General features: G+C 35.4%; 29 protein-coding genes. 9 read left to right on the top strand and 20 right to left on the bottom strand.

Features of this window, described 5'->3' with window-relative positions; genetic code table 11:
* Positions 1-36 precede the first annotated feature (36 nt).
* From LDK52_RS17655 to comGA, 5 genes are read right to left on the bottom strand one after another with little or no spacing between them, the layout of a single operon-like run.
* A complete protein-coding gene (locus LDK52_RS17655) occupies positions 37-345 on the bottom strand; it encodes a hypothetical protein (protein WP_277587234.1) in 309 nt (102 codons plus the stop codon).
* Positions 335-790, bottom strand: coding sequence for a competence type IV pilus minor pilin ComGD (gene comGD / locus LDK52_RS17650; RefSeq protein WP_277587233.1), 456 nt, complete (start codon positions 788-790; stop codon positions 335-337). Before comGD ends, LDK52_RS17655 begins: the two co-directional genes overlap by 11 nt.
* Positions 783-1097, bottom strand: a complete 315-nt coding sequence (gene comGC / locus LDK52_RS17645; protein ID WP_277587232.1) for a competence type IV pilus major pilin ComGC — start codon at positions 1095-1097, stop codon at positions 783-785. Before comGC ends, comGD begins: the two co-directional genes overlap by 8 nt.
* A 10-nt stretch (positions 1098-1107) precedes the next feature.
* Positions 1108-2166: a competence type IV pilus assembly protein ComGB gene (comGB, locus tag LDK52_RS17640; protein WP_277587231.1), complete on the bottom strand. Its 1059-nt coding sequence runs from the start codon at positions 2164-2166 to the stop codon at positions 1108-1110.
* Positions 2153-3169 carry a competence type IV pilus ATPase ComGA gene (gene comGA / locus LDK52_RS17635; RefSeq protein WP_277587230.1) on the bottom strand — a complete coding sequence of 339 codons (1017 nt, stop codon included), beginning with the start codon at positions 3167-3169 and terminating at the stop codon, positions 2153-2155. The genes comGB and comGA overlap by 14 nt, the downstream gene beginning before the upstream one ends.
* 172 nt (positions 3170-3341) lie before the next feature.
* On the opposite strand from comGA, the gene LDK52_RS17630 reads away from it, so the two are divergent.
* Positions 3342-4022, top strand: coding sequence for a helix-turn-helix transcriptional regulator (locus LDK52_RS17630; protein ID WP_277587229.1), 681 nt, complete (start codon positions 3342-3344; stop codon positions 4020-4022).
* A 142-nt stretch (positions 4023-4164) separates the two neighbouring features.
* Complete coding sequence (locus LDK52_RS17625) at positions 4165-4407, top strand: DUF2626 family protein (protein ID WP_277587228.1); 243 nt, start codon at positions 4165-4167, stop codon at positions 4405-4407.
* 90 nt (positions 4408-4497) lie between these two features.
* On the opposite strand, the gene LDK52_RS17620 is transcribed toward LDK52_RS17625, so the two are convergent.
* Positions 4498-5136 carry an MBL fold metallo-hydrolase gene (locus tag LDK52_RS17620; protein ID WP_277587227.1) on the bottom strand — a complete coding sequence of 213 codons (639 nt, stop codon included), beginning with the start codon at positions 5134-5136 and terminating at the stop codon, positions 4498-4500.
* A 135-nt stretch (positions 5137-5271) separates the two neighbouring features.
* On the opposite strand from LDK52_RS17620, the gene LDK52_RS17615 reads away from it, so the two are divergent.
* The gene (locus LDK52_RS17615) at positions 5272-5451 is read left to right on the top strand and encodes a DUF2759 domain-containing protein (protein WP_277587226.1); all 180 of its coding nucleotides are present in this window, start codon (positions 5272-5274) and stop codon (positions 5449-5451) included.
* 49 nt (positions 5452-5500) lie between these two features.
* Here LDK52_RS17615 and LDK52_RS17610 read toward each other — a convergent pair whose 3' ends face one another.
* From LDK52_RS17610 to rpmG, 5 genes are all read right to left on the bottom strand, one after another.
* Complete coding sequence (locus tag LDK52_RS17610) at positions 5501-6607, bottom strand: YqgU-like beta propeller domain-containing protein (RefSeq protein ID WP_277587225.1); 1107 nt, start codon at positions 6605-6607, stop codon at positions 5501-5503.
* A gap of 90 nt (positions 6608-6697) precedes the next feature.
* On the bottom strand, positions 6698-8602 hold the full coding sequence (locus tag LDK52_RS17605) for an LTA synthase family protein (protein ID WP_277587224.1): 1905 nt from the start codon (positions 8600-8602) through the stop codon (positions 6698-6700).
* Positions 8603-8830: 228 nt separating this feature from the next.
* Complete coding sequence (locus LDK52_RS17600; RefSeq protein ID WP_277587223.1) at positions 8831-9025, bottom strand: YqgQ family protein; 195 nt, start codon at positions 9023-9025, stop codon at positions 8831-8833.
* A gap of 1 nt (position 9026) precedes the next feature.
* A complete protein-coding gene (locus tag LDK52_RS17595) occupies positions 9027-9611 on the bottom strand; it encodes a 5-formyltetrahydrofolate cyclo-ligase (protein ID WP_277587222.1) in 585 nt (194 codons plus the stop codon).
* Between the two features lie 59 nt (positions 9612-9670).
* Positions 9671-9820 (bottom strand): 50S ribosomal protein L33, encoded by a 150-nt coding sequence (gene rpmG / locus LDK52_RS17590; RefSeq protein ID WP_093538394.1) that lies wholly within the window; start codon positions 9818-9820, stop codon positions 9671-9673.
* Positions 9821-9995: 175 nt separating this feature from the next.
* On the opposite strand from rpmG, the gene LDK52_RS17585 reads away from it, so the two are divergent.
* Positions 9996-10346, top strand: a complete 351-nt coding sequence (locus LDK52_RS17585; protein ID WP_277587221.1) for a hypothetical protein — start codon at positions 9996-9998, stop codon at positions 10344-10346.
* Positions 10346-10816 (top strand): MltG/YceG/YrrL family protein, encoded by a 471-nt coding sequence (locus LDK52_RS17580; RefSeq protein ID WP_277587220.1) that lies wholly within the window; start codon positions 10346-10348, stop codon positions 10814-10816. Before LDK52_RS17585 ends, LDK52_RS17580 begins: the two co-directional genes overlap by 1 nt.
* 555 nt (positions 10817-11371) lie before the next feature.
* Here the strand turns inward: LDK52_RS17580 and phoU are convergent.
* From phoU to LDK52_RS17535, 9 genes are all read right to left on the bottom strand, one after another.
* Positions 11372-12031, bottom strand: coding sequence for a phosphate signaling complex protein PhoU (phoU, locus tag LDK52_RS17575; RefSeq protein WP_277587219.1), 660 nt, complete (start codon positions 12029-12031; stop codon positions 11372-11374).
* An 18-nt stretch (positions 12032-12049) separates the two neighbouring features.
* Positions 12050-12850 (bottom strand): phosphate ABC transporter ATP-binding protein PstB, encoded by an 801-nt coding sequence (gene pstB, locus LDK52_RS17570; protein ID WP_277587218.1) that lies wholly within the window; start codon positions 12848-12850, stop codon positions 12050-12052.
* Between the two features lie 27 nt (positions 12851-12877).
* Positions 12878-13756 carry a phosphate ABC transporter permease PstA gene (gene pstA / locus LDK52_RS17565; protein ID WP_277587217.1) on the bottom strand — a complete coding sequence of 293 codons (879 nt, stop codon included), beginning with the start codon at positions 13754-13756 and terminating at the stop codon, positions 12878-12880.
* A 1-nt stretch (position 13757) separates the two neighbouring features.
* Positions 13758-14750: a phosphate ABC transporter permease subunit PstC gene (gene pstC, locus LDK52_RS17560; RefSeq protein ID WP_277587216.1), complete on the bottom strand. Its 993-nt coding sequence runs from the start codon at positions 14748-14750 to the stop codon at positions 13758-13760.
* Positions 14751-14917: 167 nt separating this feature from the next.
* On the bottom strand, positions 14918-15892 hold the full coding sequence (locus LDK52_RS17555) for a PstS family phosphate ABC transporter substrate-binding protein (RefSeq protein ID WP_277587215.1): 975 nt from the start codon (positions 15890-15892) through the stop codon (positions 14918-14920).
* Between the two features lie 264 nt (positions 15893-16156).
* Positions 16157-18358, bottom strand: a complete 2202-nt coding sequence (locus tag LDK52_RS17550) for a peptidoglycan D,D-transpeptidase FtsI family protein (RefSeq protein ID WP_277587214.1) — start codon at positions 18356-18358, stop codon at positions 16157-16159.
* A 126-nt stretch (positions 18359-18484) separates the two neighbouring features.
* Positions 18485-19093, bottom strand: a complete 609-nt coding sequence (locus LDK52_RS17545) for a superoxide dismutase (protein WP_277587213.1) — start codon at positions 19091-19093, stop codon at positions 18485-18487.
* Positions 19094-19482: 389 nt separating this feature from the next.
* A complete protein-coding gene (locus LDK52_RS17540) occupies positions 19483-19962 on the bottom strand; it encodes a DUF456 domain-containing protein (protein WP_277587236.1) in 480 nt (159 codons plus the stop codon).
* Complete coding sequence (locus LDK52_RS17535; RefSeq protein ID WP_277587212.1) at positions 19962-21593, bottom strand: Na/Pi cotransporter family protein; 1632 nt, start codon at positions 21591-21593, stop codon at positions 19962-19964. Before LDK52_RS17535 ends, LDK52_RS17540 begins: the two co-directional genes overlap by 1 nt.
* A gap of 173 nt (positions 21594-21766) precedes the next feature.
* Between LDK52_RS17535 and LDK52_RS17530 the strand changes: the two genes are divergently transcribed.
* The 4 genes from LDK52_RS17530 (at position 21767) to LDK52_RS17515 (ending at position 24437) form a co-directional block, all read left to right on the top strand.
* Entirely contained in the window at positions 21767-22267 is a 501-nt protein-coding gene (locus LDK52_RS17530) for a DUF1189 family protein (protein ID WP_277587211.1), read from the top strand.
* Positions 22268-22316: 49 nt separating this feature from the next.
* Positions 22317-22637, top strand: a complete 321-nt coding sequence (locus tag LDK52_RS17525) for a hypothetical protein (protein ID WP_277587210.1) — start codon at positions 22317-22319, stop codon at positions 22635-22637.
* Between the two features lie 93 nt (positions 22638-22730).
* A complete protein-coding gene (gene ispG, locus LDK52_RS17520) occupies positions 22731-23846 on the top strand; it encodes a flavodoxin-dependent (E)-4-hydroxy-3-methylbut-2-enyl-diphosphate synthase (RefSeq protein WP_277587209.1) in 1116 nt (371 codons plus the stop codon).
* Positions 23847-23858: 12 nt separating this feature from the next.
* Positions 23859-24437 (top strand): hypothetical protein, encoded by a 579-nt coding sequence (locus LDK52_RS17515; protein ID WP_277587208.1) that lies wholly within the window; start codon positions 23859-23861, stop codon positions 24435-24437.
* The last annotated feature ends 23 nt before the right edge of the window (positions 24438-24460 follow it).

Raw genomic sequence — 24460 nt, 5'->3', positions numbered from 1 at the left:
CCTCCAGTAATGTGTAACCAGCTTGTTCACGGATTTTCATTTTAAGATTGGCACACATTTACGCTGCTCCTCTCGCATCCCTTCATAGTCTATACAAATACTTGCGTCACTAATTTCATATGAATACATAACCCCATCAACTTGGATAACTCCAATTGGAATATTTTCTACGGTATACATCTTTGCAATTTCATACATGGCTAAAGATGAATGATAATCTCTTTTCTTATCTTCTAGTTGAACAATCATGCTATTTAAAAACGGTAATATGGTCGTCGCAATTATAAAAGTAATACTTAGTGATAAAATGGTTTCTGGCCAAGAGAAACCATGACTATTTTTCATAATTTATCACACCTCGACCTATATAAACGGTTAATCGTTTCTCCCCTCTCTCCGATTCAAACAATAAGTTTCCAAAATTGGTTACATTCCCATTTGGATGAAATGCTACTCTCTTTAATGTACTATTATTGGACAAAAGCATATCCTTGGGCAAATCCTTTGCGAACAAAACTTGATCTTCTGATTTTGCTTCGTATCTAGTCCGAAAATCTGGAAACTCTAAATAAGTATATTTGAATTCTCCAATAGAATATGCTTGAAGTCTTTGGATATCCAACTGTAATTGACGATAGAATCTTTCCTCCTCCATCTCCTTTATCCTTGTAGAACTGATAAACAGAACCGAAGACGATACAACCATGACAATCGACAATACAAGTAACATCTCAATCATTGTAAATCCTTTTTCGTTCCACTTAAATTTAGGCATCACAAACTTATCCACTTTTCACTTCACCTGTAACAGCGTCAATCGTAACGGTAGCTCCATTAGGACATGTCGTGTCTTTTTCAGGCAAATATCCTTCATCCTCAAGTTCTACCAATGTAGGAATTTTTTTGTTTTCAATTTTATAAGCAGCAACTTGGCCTTCCACCATTTTCATAAATGCTTTACAGCTTTTTTCGTCTATACTTGCAGAATGCTTTGTCACGTTTGGAATAGAGATAAGAATTAGCACAGATATAATAAGCAATACAATCATCATTTCTACTAAAGTGAAACCTCTGTTATTTTTCAGTAATTTTTTCATAATATCTCCTTTACACAATATTGATCATGTTATAAATAGGCATTAATATTGCCAAATAAGCACCAATGATAAAGACAGCTAAAATTAAAAATAAAGTTGGTTGAACTATACTTATATATCGAGAAAGTTTCCTTTCAATTTCTTGACTGAGAAACTCACTATAAAGAGAAAGCTCTCTCCCTAAATAACCGCTATTCTCGCCATGCACAACAAAATGAAATAATTCTGTTGTAAAAGAATCTAACAGGAACACAGCCTGAGAGAAAGATTCACCGTGAACTACCTTCTCCTTCATCTCTTTCCCAATAAACTGGAGCACCTCCTGTTCCTGTTGAGAAATTAATGCCTCGAATGATTGTTGTAATGACATACCACTCTCCATGAGTCCACCTATCTCTCTTGCAAATACTCTCGTCAAAAGTAAGCGATACCAAGTTCTCACTATAGGTAATTTCAAATAAATGAAGAGTTGCCTCTCAATTGGAAGTTTCTTCAATAATATATACGACATAATAACAACAATCGAACAAATGACCGTAGTTACAATAAATATATTGGGCATTTGCAAAAGATAGCCTGTCCAAGTTAAAGAATTATCCGATGACTCATTTCCTCTAGAACCAATTAAAGACTCCATATTTGGCAAAAAATAAATTCGGAACATCGTAAATAACAAAAAAAGGATTGAAAATAAAAATAATGGATATAACAATAAGTTATTTAATCGTTTTTTGGCATTTTCAAAAAATGCTGTATTGACACTTAATACGGCAATTGTTTGTTGTAATTGCCCATGAACTGAAGCCAGATTTAACGGCAACAATAAACGACTTGGAAAGCCTAATAATTTAAATACATCCACTATGTTTAATCCATCACGTTGTACATCAATGATTCTTTTACTAACAGTCTCTGAATCTTTTACATGGAAAGGTAATAACATAGTGACCGATTCATGAAATGTATAACCTTCCATTAAAAGATCGCTTAGTCTACTCAAAAAAGACGACTGCATATTTGGAGGAATTGTTTGATGTTTCTTACGCAAATAACCTTTAACCTTTTTCAATAACACCTTCTCTTACCCCTTTCTCAATTTGATATGATAAAGAAAGTGGATACGGAATGTGGAAGGTTTTTCCGCAGAGCATAGAGTGAAATGCCTCCTCTAATAATTCATCTGACAAAATCTCAAACACTGCAGATAATTCTGATTCTAGGCCCATTGAAGCGACGACTAGTCTTTGTGTAACGATGCCGGTAATGGTTTGCTTCAACTCTTCTACGGAAACACCAAGATCCATTAAGCGATAAAGAGACCCTACACCATCCTTTGAGTGAATGGTGGAGACAACAAGATGACCAGTGAGCGCTGCTTGTATAGCGGCTTTAGCAGTTGCCTCATCTCTAATTTCTCCAATCATAATTACGTCTGGTGAATGGCGCAGTATAGCCTTTAGACCTGTCGAATAGGTTACTCCTGAACGTTCATTTACTTGTATTTGAAGTAAATGAGACTGACTATTTTCGACTGGGTCCTCTAACGATATAACATGTCGGTTTAAATTTTCTGAACAATACTTGGTGAGCGAGTACATGGTGGTGGACTTTCCAGAGCCAGTAGGGCCGACGAATAAGATCAATCCTTGACGATTATTCGCTAGTTCTACAATTTTTTCTGTTGTTTCTCTAAACAGAGAGAGGGAATGAATAATTTTGGCGTTGTCATGCTGTTGGAGGCGAATTACCATACTTTCCTTGCCGAAAATGGAGGGAAGAGTAGAAACACGAAATGAGAATTTATGAGAGTTGAAAACTTGTTGAAAGGAACCGCTTTGTGGCTTTCTTTTTTCGCTGATATCAAGAGAGGATAAAAACTTGAAGAATGAAATGATCCGTTCTCCTAAATTCAAAGGGAGCTTGCCCGCTTCAAACATCTGAGAATTCTTTTTAAAATAATAAACATAGTCTTCTTCGTTCGGAATCAAGTGTAAATCAGATGCACCAAATTTATGGGCTTTTCTCAGAATTCGAAAACATTTTTGTTCAATAAGATTTTCTACTTGTTGCATAAGTTTCCTTTCCCCAGATACAAGTTGCGACCGCAAGCAGCTTGTACTAATATTATACTTGCTTGAATGTAAAAAAGAAAGCAATTATTTAAATTTTCTGTTTTTTGTAAAATATTTTATTATTCTTTCATATTTGATTATAATAAGGACTAATTAGAAAGAAGGTAATTTCATGCCAAATACTTTAAAGCTCACAAATACTTTAGCAGATGAGACTAGGTATTCCATTTATTTATATATCGTTAAACAACCACAACCAGTAAGCGTTCAAGAAATTGCAGATCAATTCGGTATCCATCCAAACGTAGCGAGACTTCATCTTAGTAAACTAAATGATTCTGAGTTGATTTCGTCAGAGTTGCTCAAGAATAAAAGAGGCGGTCGCCCTGCACGTATGTATAGACTGGCAGACCAACCAATTCACTTGAGTTTTCCTAAGCAAGAAAATCAATTGCTACTAGAGTGGTTATTAGAATTAGTAGATACTATGGGTGGAGAAGTTCTTGAGAAAGCCCAAAAAATTAGTTATACTTCCGGATATAACTCAACACAACAGTCATTAATAACAGAAAAAAACTTTGATCAAAAAATAGAGCAATTATCTGCTGCAGCGCTTGCTGTAGGTTATATTCCTAATATCGAAAATAGAGAAGAAAAACAAATTATTACATTCTCTATCTTTAATTGTCCTTATAAAGAACAACTGTCCAAACATCCACATACTACTTGCAGTATTCATGAATCTTTTCTAAAAGGACAGTTTGATGCTTTGTTCCCGAATAATGAATTTGTTCAACTAGAAAGCAAACTAAATCATTGTAGCAATTGCGTATATCGAATAGAAGTTCTATAATGAAGTCATAGATAATACATATTTGTGACAATGTAGAGTAAAATGTGTAAAGAAAACTAATAATCGTTTACATGTACGAACACTTTCACTTATAATGAATATGAGAATTATTTGTATATAGTTGTAAAAGGAGGGACTACAAATGGGGAATATGTATAAAGTAATGGCTTTTTGGACAGGGATTTTCGCAGTTATGTTTTATTTAGGTGATATGCCAGAAGCTTCTTTACTATTTTTAGCAAATACGGGATTATTCCTTCTTCTAGGGTTTTTAAACCTTTCAGAACGTATGTATATGTACATCTTCGGAGCTTACTTAATGTTCTTCTTCGCAGGTTTTACATATTACACAACATTCATACACGTACCAGGTGCGGGACATTAATAATTCATCTCAAAAAAGCAGCTCAATTGGGCTGCTTTTTTGTGTTTTTATAACATTTACATAATTACTATCTAAAGGTACAAGCTATTCTTAAAACCCATTTAAGAATGGATTTGACTCCATTTCTGCTTCTATTGTTGTGGAAGATCCATGACCTGGGTAAACAAGAGTTGTTTCTGGCAACGTTAAAAGTTTTGTATGAATGGCTTTCATGAGTTCATTTTGGTTCCCCCCCGGGAGATCGGTCCGTCCGATACTTTTTTGAAAAAGTGTATCTCCTACAATTGCAAAGTCTTCTTGTTTAAAATAATACGTAATACTACCAGGCGAATGTCCTGGTGTATGTAAAAGTACCATATGAAATTCACCAATCTTTAGCTCTTGTTCATTATTCAGTAAAACATCTGCTTCCTTGCAAATAACAGATGGGATTTCTGCATACTTGGATGATCCATTTTTAACTGGGTCTACTAACCATTTTTTCTCTGCTGTATGGATATAGACTGGAATATCAAAACTCTCTCTTAATTGTTCTACAGCTCCAATATGGTCAAAATGTGCATGAGTCAATAATATAGCTAATGGTTTCATCTTTAAACGATGAAGCTCGCTAATTATTTTCTCCCCTTCTCCTCCTGGATCAAAGATTAAGCATTGCTTTGTTGTATTTGAAACAATATAACAATTTGTTTGAATATACCCTAACGTATAAGTCCTAACGTTCAACATAATAATCACCTCTTTCTAATCTTATACGATAATCGATCACTTTTCTACTCGACAAAACTAATATTTAGAATTACAATAGAAGAGGAATATGCAAATGCGACATTCATTTTCTGATGTCAAAAGGAGTGTCTTTTCATGAACTTATTAATGGTTATCTTTGGACTAGTTACACTTTTAGCTGTAATTGGAACTTATCAAGCTTTTAAAGAAAAGAATTTATTAGGGATAGTGTTTAACTTTGGTACGTTCGCTGTTTTTGGCTTCTTTACAGTCATGACAATTGTGAACCAAGGCTTCCCGCCAAGTTTACACTAAAAAGTAACGAAAAAGCTGGTATACATTACTTAATGTATACCAGCTTTTTTTATTCATTCAAATAAATCCATTTTTCCTCTTTCAACGGAATAGTTTGAATCCAATTTTCCTCTGCATATCCACCCAAGCAAGTTTCCGCATTAGGAGAGCATGAAATAGGTTGTTCTTCTATTTCCCCTAAAATTTGTTGGCCACCTATAGAAATCTTGGACAGAATACTCTTTTGGCTAACATCATCTTGATTTCTAGATTCTTTCGCATGAAGCAACATAAATTCCGTTGGGGAAACAATAGACATGGATGGGGTGACCCATTCGGAATAATTGGAAACTGCAGGTGTAACCCACTCCAATTGTTTGGAGCCATTAAATGCTTCTAAACGATACTCAAATTGTTTCTTCTCTTCGTTTATTTGAATATAGAGCATAGCTTCTCCAATATTGGTCACATTTAATATCTTTTCTTTTCCAGTAGGCTTTAATGTTCTATCCAAAATGGAGTAAAGCAAAAGTTCACTTCCATCTAGGCCAGACTCAGACCATCTAAAAACCATTAAATTTTCTTCATCGAACCATTTCACAAACGGATTTTCTATTTCTATAGATTTTAGCTCTTGAGAAGAGCCATCATATACAAATGTACTATATGTCCAATCCTCATAAAATGTTGAGAAAACAACTAAGTTTGGGTTTGTTGGATGCCAATCCATGTAAATTTCTGCGGATTCGAACGATAGACTTTGAAGAACTACTCCATTTTTATGTACAAATTGAATTTCTGCGGATGTAGAGTCTTTGGAAGTATGTAATAAGAACATTTCTTTAGAAGGATGAATAGTTCCTTGAATAATAGGTGTAGTCGTAGTATAAATGGTTCGCCAAGTGCTTGTTGGAACAGTATAGGATTTAACCGACCAAAGTCCATTTTCTGTAAAAATAAAGATAATTTCCTCATTAGACAACCACCCTACTACACTATGAAAGGCATTGTTATCTAAGAAAATTGATGGTATCGCTTGATCATTTTTTTCAACTACTTCAGTATCGGATGGTATACTAACTTCGTTTTCCTTCTCAACTTCAGGAATGCTTATTTCCGTTTCAATGCATCCTTGAAGACAGATAATACAAAATAATAATAAAACAATTTTCCCCAACATACTCCCCCCTTCTTACCTAGTTAGACGAATGTAAATACATTTTGTTTCATATAAAAAGCACAGACAATTAAATGTCCGTGCTTTTCCTTATTCTTCTAATTCTTTTAATGACTCATCCAAAATCAAGTTCCCAGTCTTCAAATCATAAAAACGTAATAAATCTCCGTTAATAATTTGATCAGAATAACCAAGCTCCTGCGTGGCTCTTTCTATATAAGGCTGACAGCTTTCCATCTCAATTTTTAAACCTGTTGCATTATCATAACAGGCATTACCTGCATAAACAAATTTGTCGGTAACAAATCCACCATCACGGAATACGACAAATTCTTCATGTTCTTCTGAAAACATATCTGCTCCAAGTTGCATATCTTTTGAAGTGTCCACACCAAGTGCATGTAAAATAGTTGGACGCAAATCAATTTGGCCAGATGTTTCTTCAACTACTTTACCCTTACCACTATTTGGAATATGAACGAATAGTGGAACACGTTGAAGTTTTGTTGTTTCATATGGAGTTATTTCTTTTTCTAAATATTGTTCCATTGCATTGTTATGATTTTCTGAAATACCATAGTGATCTCCGTACATAACGATGATCGAGTTATCATATAATCCTTGTTCTTTTAGGTCCTCAAAGAATAGCTTTAACGCTTCGTCCATATATCGAACAGATTGGAAATATTTATTAAGTGTATTTGAGTTAGAATTATATTCAGGAATTAGCTTATCTTCTTCATCCAAAGTGAAAGGATGGTGATTTGTTAACGTTATTAAACGGGAATAAAATGGCTGAGGCATATCTGCCATCAAATCAACTGATTGCTCCATGAAAGGAATATCCTTCATACCCCAGTTAACAGCATCCTCTTCATTCACTACAAAGCTTTGCTCATCATAATACTTTTCAATATCTAATGCTCGATACATAATATCTCGATTCCAGAAACTTTTGTTATTAGGATGTAATACGTTTGTAAAATATCCTTCATTACCTAAGCTTTCTGCCATCGAATGGAATGTGTTTCCACTATGTGTAAAGAATACTGCTCCTCCACCTAATGGATATAGAGAGTTTTCTAGTAAAAATTCAGAGTCAGACGTTTTCCCTAATCCTGTTTGATGATAAAAATTTGAGAAATAGAACGTGTCTTTATCTTGCGTTAATGAATTTAAAAACGGAGTAACTACATTACCATTCATATCATTATTAATAACAAAAGATTGTAAGGATTCCATCGAAACTACGATTAAATTACGACCCTCAGCAACTCCAAACATTTCTTCATTCGCATCTACTTGGTTTGATCGGACATAGTTATTTACTTCTACTAACTCACTTCCATCAGCAAGTGCTCTTTGCGCATGTGATTTAGATTGGACATACATATCATACAAATGATAATTATATGGACCAATATTCTTTACAAGCACTTCACGATCAAAGCTTCGTGTTAATAGTTGTGGTCGTTCAATTTCAGATAAGCCTAAGTTTAAAAATAGAATTGCCGCGGACATGACAAAGTAAACTCTTCTTACTGCAGGCTTTACAACTGTAACTTTGTCTCCCATTTTGAACCATTTCAATGCTATGATGATAATCGCAACATCTGTAAAATAGAAAATATCAGTTAAAAAGATACTTTCTGCAGCAGATGAACCTAAATCACCAAAATTACTTGTTTGAAATAGTACCGGTATTGTGATGAAATCTGTGAAAAAACGGTAAAATACAGCATTTGCATATACAACACCCGAAAGAATTATACTAGTAATTACAATATATCTATTTCTACCTTTGGGACTCTTAAAGAACAAGGAAAGTCCGTAGATAAATAGTAAAAAACTAAGTGGATTTATAAAAAGTATCAGTTGTTGCATCATATTTTCAATATCCATATCAAAGCTGGTGTGGTAAGTAACATATGTTTTTATCCATGTTGCCACAATAGCTAGAATTAGAATAGAATGTGTTGGCCAATTTTTCTTCATCAAGCCTACACCCCCTCTTATTATTCTGTAATATTATTAATTTCATTTAAAGCAGCAGAATTAATCTTAATCCTTTCTTAACAATAAATCAATATATAAGAAGAAGGATTTTGTTACAATTATACAAGTCTTTCATACCATACCCTATATAAGACGGATTCAACCAAGAAAAGTTTCACTTATCTTGTAAAAACATAACACGTCAGAGCAAAATAACTCTGACGTGTTCTACATATTACTATTCCTTTGTTCTCTTCTTAATAATAAAATAGCTATCTGATAGTCATTTGACTCAATCATCTGCATTTTGTATAGCTCTTTAATTTCATCTTCCATTATTTCTAAATCTGCTAGGCGATCTTTTGTGTATACATATATTCCAAATCGTTTTAATAGTTGCATAACGTCATATACTGAATTCATCCTACTCATCCTTCTCACGAATCTGTTTGCATAGAAAAACAGTGTTCGGCGTTATAATTTTATCTACAGGTAGATCAAATACATCGCATTCAACATACTTTACCACTTGGATATCAAATGCCAACGACAATGTATCTCCCTTATAATTCACTAGGAAACGGTCATAATAGCCTCCTCCATATCCTATACGGTATCCTTTTTCACTATATACAATCCCAGGAACCACTAGCATATCAATCTCCTGCGGAGTGACTGCTCTAGACAAATGTGGATTTGGTTCTCGTAAATGCATATACACCTGTTCTAATTGGTCAAAACTTTCTATTTGATAGAATACCATAGATCTATCCAATGGTGAACACTTAGGTACGACGACGTTTTTCCCTAAACTCCATAATTTTTTTATAATGCTCCATGTATCGACTTCTGGGAAGTTAGAAATCGTTATTCCAATAGTAGAAACATTTGAATTTGCTACATATTGAAAAAACTGATCTTCAATTTGCTTAGAATAATTAGTATATGCCACTTCATCTAAAAAGATTAACTTCTCTTTCATATCGTTTCTCATAAGTTTCTTTGTCATTGTCATTCCTCCACACAATAGAAAAAAACCAAAACCATACTAGGTTTTGGTTTAGGTTATTATTTAGTTTCTCTATGAGTAGTCATTTTTTTATCACGAGAGCAATATTTTTTAAGTTCAAGACGTTCTGGATTGTTACGCTTGTTTTTCTTAGAAATATAGTTGCGCTCTCCGCAATCTGTACAAGCTAGTGTAATATTAACGCGCATGGTTGTCCCTCCCACTCTTTGTCAGGATTAAATATAAAACTTGAGCATGATTTATACGACTAACCAATTATAGCATATATCCAAATAAAATCTACTATTAATACAAGAATTTATTCTAATTTTTTTCGAATATGTTAGTATGAGTGTAGGAATATAACAATATGAGGTGAATATTATGGACGTTTCCATCATTATTATGGTTGTAGGTATTGTATTAATTGCAGTTTCTTTTTTCATCAAGGATTCCTCCAAAAAATTAGAATCAGAATTAGAGGAACTATCGTTCACAGTTTATCAAGAAACGAGCAATATTAAGCGCAGACTTAAAGTAATAGAGGAAGAATTACTCATTGAATCTACAAAGGTTTCTACACCACCAAAAAAACAAACTAAGCCCACTATCCATGATATTATAAAAAACCAAGTCTTGGAGTTACACAAACAAGGCTTCTCGTTACATGAGATAAGTGCACGTTCTTCTTTATCCATTGATGAAGTAAAATATGTTATTGGTGGTGGAAAGTGATGAACAAAACCATTCGGAATATAGGAATTGGATTATTTCTTGCTGGTGCTGTCTTTCAAATAGAGGAAACTGTCGATAAAGAGAATATTACTTCTACTAGTGCAATTACTGAGGATGCTTATAATCAGTCTCAACAGGAACTTACTGAAGTAAAAAAACAACTTGCTGAGCTACAACTAGATTTAAGTACTGCACAACAAGTTCAAACGAGCGCACCAATAGAAATTGTTGAGACCGAAACACCGATTGAAGATAGTCCATCTGATGGGTCATTCACTCTTTCCATTCAATTAGGGATGACATCTTCCGAGATTAGTGCAATATTAGAAGATGCCGGTATTATTCTAAATAAGGTGGATATGGATAATTACTTAACGGATCAAGATCTCTCAGGACGCATTCAAGTTGGTAACTACGAGCTGAACTCTTCCATGTCCTTGAAACAAATTGCTGAATCCATTACTCGCTAAAAAACAGACAATAGACGCAAGGTATAGTGTAAGTTTAAAACCTATTTCTATTGTTTTCGAAGGGCTTTGGACAGACTTATCGCTATATAATTGCCGTTTGATTTTTTTAGATGCTGGTCGTGACTGAAGTCACGACCAGCATCTTTTTTTTGATTGTAGTGCAAGTCGACGACTCCGGCGGGAATAGCGTTTGGTGAAGACCCCGCAGCGCATTGAGGAGGTTGAGGCAATGCCCGCGGAAAGCGTCCGACTGGAACGAAAATTAGTAGCATTAATCTATCTTTAAAGTTCTGTAAGCTCAGTGTTCATTCTGTATTTTTATATGCTTTCTTTGAACAAAGGCTAAGAGCGACACCTTGTGTGGCAACGCCTTCGTGACCAACTTTCTATTGGCCTGAGGAGGCTCTGCCCGTCCGCGGAAGTGTCCACCCGAAACGGCAATCAGTAGTATTCTTCAGTCTTGAAGTCCCAAGAATTCAGTGTTCACAGGACTTATTTAAAACATAAAATGGTAGGTATCTATGTTAGATACCTACCGTTATATACAATCACGAATTAATTATTTAATTCGTAATGCTTTCCTTTTAGTAAATATAAAAGGCGTTCTGCAATATTTGTGGCGTGGTCTGCAGATCTCTCTAAATAACGACACACAAAAGATAATTGTGTGACCTGACTTAGCAGGGCAGGATTATTAATCCCCGCAGTCAGAAGTGTACGAATAATATGCCCGTACATTTCATCTACTTCATCATCTAATTTTGCTATATTTTTAGCCTCTTCAATATTCTGAGTTGTAAATGCATCGAGAACCTGTCTTAGCATTATAATCGTTTTGTTGCGCATTTCATCTAGTAATACAATCGGTTCAATATGCTCGTCTTTTCCAATACGGATTGTTTCCTTAGCAATATTACATGCATAGTCACCTATTCGTTCCATATCCGCAGCAATTTTGACAAGCACCATTAATCGTCGCAAATCAGTTGCAACTGGTTGTTGTTTTGCTATTAACAAGATAACTCGATCATTTACTTCTTCTTCCATACGATTAATTTGTTCATCCGAATCAAGTATAGACAATGCACCTTCAATATCTTTCTCAAAAAGATAGTTCATTGAATTATCTAACGTATCAATTGCTGTATTACTTAAATCCAGTAACAAAGACTGAACTAAGTTCAAATCTGCATCAAATTTCTCTCTTCCTACCATTTTAAATAACCCCTTTCATCATCCAAAACGACCTGATATATAATCCTCTGTTCGCTTATCCTCAGGTGTTGAAAAAATAACATCAGTCTTATCGAATTCTACTACTTCTCCATTTAAGAAAAATGCTGTTTTATCTGATATACGTGCTGCTTGTTGCATATTATGTGTCACAATAATAATGGAATAATCTACTTTCAATTCTTGTATTAATTCCTCTACTTTAAGAGTGGAAATTGGATCTAGTGCCGATGTCGGTTCATCCATTAAAATAACATCTGGTTCAATCGCAAGACATCTAGCGATACAAATACGCTGCTGTTGACCACCAGATAAACTATATGCATTCGTCGTTAAACGATCCTTCACTTCATCCCATATAGCAGCTCCACGTAAACTTTTCTCCACGATTTCGTCTAAAATCTTTTTGTTCTTGATACCGTGGATTCTTGGACCATAAGCAATATTGTCATAAATAGACTTTGGAAATGGATTAGGTTTTTGGAAAACCATCCCTACTTTCGTACGTAGTTCCTCTACTCCGTAATTTGCATCAAAGATATTACGTTCACGATATAGGATTTCTCCGGACGTTTTAACTGTTGGAACTAATTCTACCATACGATTTAAAGTTTTAATATATGTTGACTTACCACAGCCAGATGGCCCAATTATAGCAGTAACTTCATTTTCTTTTATTTGTAAATCAATATTTTTTAGTGCATGATGATTACCATACCATAAGTTCAACTTTTGTGTATCATAAACAATACTAGATGTTTCTATTTGTCTTACTGACCCTTTTTCTAACGATTGTACCATTTTATTTCCTCCTAATTTTCATCGCGTTTAATATCGTTTTGAGAATTTATTTCGGATAAAGATAGCAATTGAGTTCATGATAAGTAAGAACCCCATGAGCACAAGAATACCCGCGGATGCAACGTATTGGAAAGCCTCTTGAGGTCTTTTCGCCCAATCATAGATTTGCATAGGTAATGCTGTAAATTGGCTAAGTAAATTATCCGGAAGAAAGTGTACAATTACTGGAATACCAATTACTACTAAAGGTGCTGTCTCTCCAACTGCACGAGAAAGTGCTAATATTGCTCCAGTTAAAATGCCTGGAATAGCTGATGGCAATACAATGTTAATAATGGTTTGCCATTTTGTCGCCCCCATACCATACGAAGCTTCACGTACATCTTGCGGAACAGCTCTTATAGCCTCTTGCGCCCCGACAATGATCACTGGTAATATCAACAAACTCATAGTAAAACCAGCAGCTAATATACTATTTCCTAGAGCTAAAGCACGAACAAAAATCGTTAATCCTAATAAACCAAAAACTACAGATGGAACACCAGCAAGGTTAGATATATTCATTCGAATAAAATCATTTAATTTATTTTTTGTAGCATATTCTTCAAGATAAATAGCTGTACCAACACCTAGAATTATAGATACTGGTGCAACTACGCACATCAACCAGATCGAACCAATTAATGCTGCTTTAATACCTGCTTTTTCAGGCACACGTGATCCAAAATTTTGGAAGAATTCAGGAGTTAAATAACTTACTCCCTGAGAAATAATACGGTAGAAAAGCACCCCTAAAACTAATAAGGCAAACAAAGTTGCAGCAAAGAATATAGTTTTGAAAATACCGTTCACCATTAATCGTTTGTTCATTTTCTTTACAACTGCTTCATGATTTACATATCTCATATTAATACTCCTCCCGATACTTTTTGGAAATAACGTGAGCAAGATAATTCATTAACAGCGTAAAGAGGAATAACGTAAATCCAACTGCATAAATCGAGTAATAAATAGTTGTTCCATAACCTGCATCACCTGAAGAAACTTGAACGATATATGCTGTCATTGTTTGAATTGACTCCGTAACATCCAGATCGAATTTTGGCGTGGATCCACCAGCTAGGGAAACAATCATCGTTTCACCAATTGCACGTGAAACTGCTAACACTACCGAAGCCATAATTCCAGAGAGTGCTGCTGGTAATACTACCCTCAATGCTACCTCTAACTTAGTAGAACCCATAGCTAATGCACCTTCGCGTATCGAATTAGGAACAGAGGACATCGCGTCTTCCGATAACGATGCAATCATAGGTAAAATCATTACTCCCACCACAATCCCAGGACTTAGTGCATTAAAAATCTTTAATCCCGGAATAAATTGTTGGAGTAAGGGTGTAACAAATGTTAGAGCAAAGAAGCCATACACAATAGTAGGAACTCCTGCTAACACTTCTAAAATAGGCTTAATAATTCTTCTTGTTTTGTCAGTTGCATACTCACTTAAGAATATTGCTGATGCAATACCAAATGGCACAGCAACAACAACAGCAATACCAGTAACCTTCAATGTCCCAGCTACTAATGGTAGTATTCCAAATAATTGTTCTGTATTTCCAAAAGGATACCATTCAGTACCAAATAAAAAGTCTGTAATTTTCACATCATTAAAAAATATGACCGTTTCAACTATCAGTGTTCCAACAATTCCAAATGTCGTTAGAACAGAAACAGAGGCTATCAATAAAAGGATAATCGGAATCATTTTTTCTATTAATTTCTTCTGCTTTTTGCCACTCGATTTCTGGATAAGCTCTTGTACCGAAAGCTTTTCAGCCTTTTGACCCACGGTGAATCCCCCTTTACCAAACGCAAGAAATGAGTAGCATGAGCTACCCATTCCTCACCTTTTCGTTTACCTATTTACCCCGGTTTAACAGACTGTAATACGTCTCGTCAACTTTTGAAAGATAACGATAAACAGTCTGTAAAACCCCGATTGGTTTAACTAACATCAGTGAGGGATGAAGAAAATCCATACTGATGGAAGTTTCACTTTATTGCAAATTATTTTAAACCTTCTAGTGTAGATAAACCACTTACATAATCAGCATCTTCAAGACGAACATATCCAACTGCTTCAGCCATATCTCCAGCATTTTCAAGAGAGTATTGCATGAAGTTATAAAGTGCAGGATTTTCTTTAAGTGCTGCGTTACTTACGTAAGTGAATAGTGGACGTGAAAGTGGAGAATATTCACCAGATTCAATAGTTCCATTATTAGGCTCAACCCCACCAATTTTAACAGCTTTGAGCGTATCTTGGTTTGCTAAGTAGTAAGCGTAACCGAAGAACCCAATTGCATTTTTATCCGCTTGTACACCTTGTACTAGAACGTTATCATCTTCTGAAAGTGTCGCTGCTTTTACAAGATCAGCTTCATCCAAAATTACTTCATCAAAGTAGTCATATGTTCCTGAATCTGTTCCAGGGGAGTAGAAGATAATTTCTTCATCAGGCCATTCAGCATTAATATCCGACCATTTTTTTGTTGTTCCATCTTCAATCCACATTTTTTTTAAATCTTCCACTGTTACATCTTCAACCCAATCATTATCTTTACTTACAACAACTGTTAAACCGTCGTTTGCAAGTTTAAATTCTGTATAATCAATTCCTGCTGCTTCTAATTCTGCTTTCTCTTCATCTTTAATCGGACGAGATGCATTAGAGAAATCTGTTGTGCCAGCGATGAATTTTTCAAATCCTCCACCAGTTCCCGAAACACCCACAGTTACTTTAACTTTTTCTTGTACAGCTGCGTATTCTTCAACAAGTGCTTCCATTATTGGTGCTACTGTACTTGAACCATCACCAGAAACTTGTCCTTCTAGAACTGCTTCTTCTTGAGTATCACCTGTTGCAGCCTCTTCTGAATCAGCTTCTTTTACTTCTTCTGTAGTTGAATCATCGCCACATGCTCCTAGTGCAAGTGCCGAACCAACCATTGTTGTTAACATAAAATATTTCCAGCTTTTCATCAGGTAAATCCCCCTATATGTTTTGTTTTCTTTTTTTCTTACAAGCTTTACTTTAAAGGGTTTATGTTTAGTCGGTATGAATGGAGTGTAAAGCTTTTGTAAATAGAATTATGCGGAGAGTTCTAAAATTGTGTGGAGTTTTTGGAGTAAAGAACATTATATAGAAGAAGGTACAGATGTTTTTATAGAAGGTCCTTTAAAAATAGACAAAGTAAAAGGGAAGTGATTCACTCACTTCCCTTTTACTCCCCGGTTGTCGAGAAATTATTCAATTTCTTCTTCATCAATTTTAGCATTTGTAAATGCTGGTTTTATAAGAGATGTTGAAGTTGAATCATTGACTAATGTTGCATTATTTTTTTGTTTAATCTCAAAATATTTGTCTACAAGTCTTCTTGCTATCAGTGTAGAAAAATTGGTTTTATAATTAGTTTCCAAAGAAGCATTGGGGATTACAAGTGCATATGCTATTTCTGGATTGTCATATGGTGCAAAACCGACATGAGTTAAGTTTACAGTGTAAAATTTTTTCCATAATTTGGTGTCAAAATAACTAGCCTGAGCAGTTCCTGTTTTTCCTCCACCAGTGAATGGTGCGTTTCCAAAGGCTTTATTCGCTGTTCCTCTATCACCAAAATACACAAGTCTCATGCCTTGGCGAACACGTTCGATTTCCTCCCGTGTGTTGTCTACTGTGTTTAATATAGTAGGAGTAATTTCTTTAACCATATTACCTAGTTGGATGCCATCTTCAGAAGGCTCTCTAATTTCTTTGACGACATGCGGTTGAATTCTACTACCACCATTAGCAAGTGTAGAAACAAATTGAGCTAGTTGCAATGTAGTGTACGTATCGAACTGTCCAATGCTAAGATCTAGTAGCTTACCATCTTCAAATCCACCAGTGGTTCCGTTTACCTCTCCAGGCAAATCAATACCAGTTAATGCTCCAAGTCCTAATTGAGCATACCCACTTCTCATTTTAAGGAAAGCTTCAGTTCCGAAGTTAATAGACTGGTTCGGTCTATAAGTACTTCCGGCAACTCCAAAAGCTGTCTTAAACATATACACATTGGAAGAACGTTCTAGCGCTTGTAAATCATTCATTCGTACACTTCCGGATCGGTTAAATACGGAACTTTTTGGTTCCGAACCCTTTATACGGATAGGTTCATCCACTAAGGAGCCTCCAATTGGATATACTCCTTCGCGGTAACCTGTAAGTATAGTGCCTGGCTTCACAGTGGAACCAACTTCATATGCATTTGTAAATGCACCAAATGCATAGTCACTAATTTCTTTTGCACCTGTTTCTTCATTTTTTTTAATTCGTTTACCTACTAGCGAAAGGACTTCCCCCGTGAAGGGATCCAACATGATAAAATAAGCATTTTCTAAATATTGAGCACCACTATTTTTACTATATTTAAGTAGCTCTTCTGCTAGAATTTCTTCATGCGCTAATTGAATTTCACTATCCAATGTTAACACTAAATCTTTCCCAGGTTCTCCTTCAAAAACTGTCTGAATATCAATAACTCTTCCTTTTCCATCCGTTATATTTTTGACAATACTTTTTTGACCTTGCAGTACTTCCTCATACTGTTGTTCTATATAACTTGTGCCTACACGATCATTTCGTGAATAGTCACGGGCTAGAAAATAATCTAATCGATCTTTTGGTATACCTACTTTTGGTAAGGTAGTTAAACCTAATATAGCTAATGAAGAAGTTTTTACTCTTCTCCAATCTGTTGTCGTATTTACTCCCTCTAATTCACCTAGTCTTTCAGAGACACGTGCAAATTCTTCGACTGTGACTTCTTCTTTTACGTCATCCCCTTTAATAATCTGAGGAGACAATGCATATCCTGAGGCCATTTCACGATAAATAGCAATAACTTCTAATTCTTCTGGAGTAAAAGAATTCAACTGTTCATCCTTTATTCTATTTCTAGTCAAACGGTCGATTGCTCTATTTTTCTCTGTCTTCTCCAATTTTTCATCCGCTTCTATTTCTTTACGTTCCTCTTCTGTCACCAACTCAAGTGCTTCTTTAGGATATTTTTTTAACCAGAAGTCCTGTAAATCACTCTGCGTAGTATTATTTGGTTTCTTCTCTATTAAATTACTCAATTTTTCTGCAATTATATACATATCTTTTGACTTCGTAGTTTGCATTTTTGTATAGGTTATAGCTCGTTGCGGAAGATTATCAACCATTATTCTTCCTTCACTATCGAAAATTCGACCACGGGGTACGCTAGTATTTACCGGGACTTCTTCCGTACGGGCTAATTTACTTGTATACTCTTCTCCTTTTACAATCTGCAAATAGCCTAATCGTAGTATTAGCATGGTAAAAAGTACAAATATGGAGAAAAACAGTATGTTCATACGAAAAGTAATGGTAGCTCGTTGTTTAGCCTTCATACTTTGTGCGCGCTTATTTGGAATTTTTCGCATGAGATCACCTTCTTTATTTAATAGTTTACTTATGTACAGTGTAACATAAAAAGCACACACTTTTAGACGAAAAAGTGTGTGCAAAGTTTCAATTATTATGGATGTTACCTTACTAAAGCAAAATTATTATTTTGCAGCAGCGAAACGTGTTGATACTTCATCCCAGTTTACTACATTCCAGAAAGAACCGATGTAGTCTGGACGACGGTTTTGATAGTTTAAGTAGTATGCATGCTCCCATACGTCTAAACCTACTAATGGAGTTTTACCTTCCATGATTGGTGAATCTTGGTTTGCTGTAGAAGAAACTTCTAATTCTCCGTTAGCTACTGATAACCAAGCCCAGCCTGAACCAAAGCGAGTTGTAGCTGCTTTAGCGAACTCTTCTTTGAATGCATCAAAGCTACCGAATTTAGCATCAATTGCAGCTGCTAATTCACCAGTTGGGTTCCCACCACCGTTTGGTGATAAGATTTGCCAGAATAGTGAGTGGTTAGCATGTCCGCCACCATTGTTGCGCACTGCTGTACGGATTGCTTCAGGAACAGCATCTAAATTAGCGATTAACTCTTCCACTGATTTGCCTTGAAGATCAGCTTGATCTGCAAGTGCATTGTTTACGTTTGTCACGTAAGTATTGTGGTGTTTAGTGTGATGAATATTCATCGTTTCTTTGTCGATATGTGGTTCTAGTGCATCATATGCGTAAGGTAATTCTGGTAATTCATAAGCCATTATTGTTTCCTCCTAAAGAATGTTTTAGAAAATTCTTTCCATGTATTAGCGTAACAAACTATGAACAATCGTTCAATTAAAATCGACTAAAAAAATGATAATCATACTTTTGACTGAACTTATCCCACATTAACGGGCAGTAATGACTTACACTTCATCAATTTGAGAATTTATGGATATAGTTAAGATCAATTGCCCGTAAACGCCCGCCGTAGAACATAGACGAAAAGCGCCACGTCGTGTGGCTTCGTCTATGTGACTCGCTTCCTACGAGCCTCTGGCCAACAGGATGTTGGACACTCAGGCATTGCCGCACGATGCGGCAATGCCTGAGTTCAGTTTTTCAATCAGTGTGGATGAAGATACTCCCCACTGATTGAAGTTTCACTTTACACGAAGAAAACAAACACAATGAGCATAATGACTAAAACAATAATTTTGACTACAGATGAAGTTAAGAATCCAATTAAAGATCCTACACCCGATTTAATTGCTTGTTTTATCCCAAGGCGTGTAACGATTAATTCTGCAATAACTGCACCTATAAAGGGCCCTATTAAAATACCTGCTACCGGAATTACGAATGGACCAAAAAGAAGACCAATAGTACTTCCCCACACTCCCGCTTTCGTGCCGCCGAACTTTTTCACTCCAAAAGCATTTGCTGCCATATCTGCACCAAACAATAAAACAACAAACAAAATTTGAATTACCCAAAAAAGCCAAGTTAGCTCAGTAAAGGAGAAAAATAGCCCGTAAACTATATATCCCAAAAGCATAAACACTACAGATGGGATTATAGGATAGAACGTTCCAACAAAGGCAACAACGAAACATAAAACGACTAGGATCCATCCGATAATTTCGATCATATTCTTTTACCTAATACGGCTTCTGCAATATTCGAAGCGTGATCACCAATACGCTCTAAGTTGCTTAAAATATCAACAAACACGATTCCAGCCTGGCCAGAGCAACTACCTTCATTCACACGAATTATATGATTCTTTCTAAATGTACGTTCCATTTTATCTATTGATTTCTCCTGTTCCAACACAATTTGCGCCATTTTAACATCGCTCGTGTCTAATGCTTCCAATGCTTTCGATACAGTTGTTATGGTAAGATCAAACATTTCAGAAACATCTTTTAAAGCATCTTCTGTAAGGATTAAACGATTCACTTCTTTATAATCTATTAATTCAATGATATTTTCAAAATGGTCCCCAATTCTTTCGACATCTCGTACAGTATTCATTAAGATATTATGTCTTGCAGAATCTTGTGCCGATAATGATTCTGAAGTGATTTTCACCAAATAATCTGTAATTTTTTGATCTAAATTATTTAATGCATCTTCTATTTGATAACCTAATTCTGCTTCTTTTTTGAGATTCGTTTTTAAATAAGAATAGGTCGTTTCTAGTCCTTGAATACTTAATGCACCCATACGTAATATTTCCTCTTTCGCTTGTCCAATCGCAATTGATGGGGATTGTTCTATAAAGCGAATATCTAAGTGTTTTGGTTTATATATAATTGAAGCATCTTCCCCTGGGATAAGTTTAGTAACTAAGTAAGCCCAAGCTCCGATAAGCGGGAATTGAATAATTGTATTTGCCACATTAAATGATCCATGTGCAAATGCAATTTGCATTTTATTTTCCAAATTAAGTACTCCCGATATCCACTCGATATAGATTGTGAAAGGTGCCAACAGCATTAAAAATACGATACTACCGACCACGTTAAAAAGTACATGCGTTGCTGCTGCACGTCTAGCTACAACTGAAGCTCCTAAAGATGCGAGTACTGCTGTAATAGTCGTACCAATATTATCTCCGAATAGAACCGGGAGAGAGCCAGATAATGAAAGTAGGTTTTCCGCATAAAGTCCTTGTAGGATTGCAACAGTTGCACTTGAACTCTGAACAATTAGAGTGAAAATGGTTCCTGCAATTAATCCAAGAATAGGGCTATCACTCATACTAAGCGTAAAATCTGTAAAAGCAGTTATTTCTCTAAGCGGCTTCATTCCTCCACTCATTAACTCGAGTCCTAGGAATAATCCTCCAAAACCAAAAATTACTTCTCCTAAACTCTGAACTTTGTTTTTCTTAAAGAAGAACAAAAGAAATGCTCCAACTGCCATGATTGGCAGTGCATATGCTCCAACATCAAAACCGATGATAAAAGCGGTAATAGTTGTTCCGATATTGGCACCCATGATTACACCAATAGCCTGTCTAAGCGTCATAAATCCAGCACTTACTAAACCAACTGTAATAACAGTTGTCCCCGAACTAGACTGAATTAGAACTGTTACGATAATACCAACTAAAACACCCATAAAAGGGTTGGTCGTATATTTATCTAAAATGTCACGAAGTTTATCCCCCGCGGCTTTTTGAAGTCCATCTCCCATAAATTTAATGGCGAATAAGAAAATACCCAGACCACCAAAAAATTGAAAGAGCATTTCCTGCCAATTTAATTCCACTCGATACTCAACTCCAGTTTACGACAATTTTCACATACTAACCTATTATTATGAATTATGAAGTCATTGTAAAGAGATTAAAACATTATTTACAATTACTTAACAAAGCGACATCTACTTTTTGTCACCGCTTATTCTTTGATGCTAGAATAGAGATGAAAGGGTGACATCATTTGAGTTTATTTCAACTATTTAAATCTAGCTTAACTAGTCCTAAAAAAATGGCTGCATTTCGGCTTATTCCTATTGGAAAGGTGATGCAATATATATTTATTTATATATGTATAATGTCTATTATCTCCTTTGTTTATTTTATCCAAGGAATTTCTGACCAACAAGAATCTATGGAAGGTTTACTTGAGTATTTTTCTCAAATTCAATGGTTATTATATCCATTCTCCTTTTTGTTCTTATTCGTATTGAATACATTATTTATTTTTGTTCGTATTAGTATTTTTGCATACATAGGGAGCATTATCCTGCTTATTAGAAAGAAAAAAGGAGAGTTCCGTCATATTTGGCGAACAGCTCTATTTGCAAGTACGATTCCCATGTTACTATCCATCATTTTTTCCATACTGGATGTTTCAAATAACTATATTCAACTCGTAAACTATATTGTGAGTTTAGCAATTCTCGTTTTAGCAACTAAATACTATCCGTTGAAAAGATAATACATAGTATCCCCTTATTCTGCATAAAGTAGGTTAAGGGGGTTTTCATATGAAAATATTCGTAGCAACTATTCTATTACTAATTTCTTTTTATATCATAAAAGTAGATTTAATCGAAGGAACGATCCCACTTGCCTACTCTTCCCAACCAGTTGAATGTGAAAAAAATTTAGACTATATAACAGTAGAGGTTATGGCTGGAGATACTCTACAATCCTTGTTCTCCTTATACCCTACAGATAAAGTTATTACTTATACAGAGAGATTAACTGATTTTTATAATCTCAATCCTCATTTTATCAATCAGACCTTTAAAGTAGGGGAAAAGGTTTTTTTACCTACCTATTCAGCATCAATTGAATGTAAATAATGTAAAGAAGAGCGTTCTTTCTTGTCATTTCATTCAAAAGACTGATAAAATGATGAATAGTGATGGCATATGCCTCAAGAAGGAGAGAATTTCATGACTGGAGTAATTCATCGTTCCAAAACTCGTCCAGTACGGGTTGGAAACTTAACAATAGGTGGTAGTAATGAACTTTTTATACAAAGTATGACAACAACAAAGACACATGATGTAGAAGCTACGGTTGCCGAGATCCTACGACTAGAGGAAGCCGGCTGCCAAATCGTACGTGTCGCATGCCCAGATGAGCGCGCAGCTTATTCTATTGGAGCAATAAAAGAACGGATTAATATCCCTTTAGTAGTGGATATACACTTTGACTATAAGTTAGCACTTATTGCAATAGAGCAAGGTGCTGATAAAATACGGATTAACCCAGGTAATATTGGTCGTAAAGAAAAAGTAGAAGCTGTTGTAAATGCCGCTAAAGCAAAAGGAATTCCAATTCGAATAGGGGTTAACGCTGGTTCTCTAGAAAGAAAAATTGTAGAAAAATATGGTTTTCCAACTGCAGATGGAATGGTAGAAAGTGCGTTACATCATATTAAAATTCTAGAAGATTTAGACTTTCATGACATTATCGTCTCTATGAAGGCATCGGATGTAACACTAGCTGTTGAAGCTTACCGTAAAGCCTCAGAGGCATTTGACTACCCTCTTCACTTAGGAATTACTGAGTCTGGTACCCTTTTCTCAGGTTCCATTAAAAGTGCGGCTGGATTAGGAACATTGTTAAGCATGGGAATAGGAAATACAATGCGTGTATCTTTAAGTGCAGACCCAGTAGAAGAGATCAAGGTAGCCCGCGAACTTTTAAAAGTTTTCGGATTATCTTCTAACTCCGCTACACTAATTTCATGTCCTACTTGTGGACGTATTGAAATTGACTTGATAAAAATTGCAAATGAAGTAGAAGAATATATTTCTCATATTAAAGCACCTCTAAAAGTAGCAGTACTTGGCTGCGCAGTGAATGGTCCTGGTGAAGCTCGTGAAGCTGATATAGGAATCGCAGGTGCTCGTGGTGAAGGTCTGTTATTCATGAAAGGCAAAACAGTTCGTAAAGTACCAGAGGAAACAATGGTAGAGGAACTAAAAGTGGAAATAGACAAACTTGCTGCAGAGTATTTTGCAAAAAAAGAACTAGAAGAACAAGAAAAACAACAAGCTTAAGGAATGGTGCAATTGACGAATATACGATTTGGTATCGATATAGACGGGACAGTAACATCCCCTACTTCTTTGCTTCCTCATATTAACGAAGCATTTAAATGTAATTTACAGTTAGAAGATATTAAAGAATATGATTTAACTAAGGCATTTCCAGTAAGTGAAAAAGATTTTTACGAGTGGTTTAAGAAAGCAGAACCTACTATTTATGCTACATCTCCTATTCAACCTGATGCACACGCTGTATTATCAGCTTGGAAAGAAAAATACGAGTTATATTTCATTTCTGCACGTGGAGACAACGTGATGGATATTACGTTAGACTGGTTCAAACAACAAGAATTGCTATATGATCATATTGAACTGATAGGTACACATAACAAAATTGAGACAGCTCGTAAACACGGTGTTCATGCATTTTTTGAGGACAAACATGACAACGCGGTAGAAATTAGTGAGGAACTTGATATTCCGGTAATATTATTTAATACACCTTATAATCAGATGCCAGCTCCAAATCGTGTGATCCGAGTGAATAATTGGATTGAAGCAAATAATTGGATTGAAAAGGAATTTTCGATGTCGATTAAATAAAATAAATAATCGAGTATAAAATC

Source organism: Psychrobacillus antarcticus (assembly GCF_029533155.1).
GTDB lineage: Bacteria > Bacillota > Bacilli > Bacillales_A > Planococcaceae > Psychrobacillus > Psychrobacillus antarcticus.
Note: the sequence above shows the minus strand (reverse complement) of the source record. Positions and strands in the feature narration are given on the sequence as shown.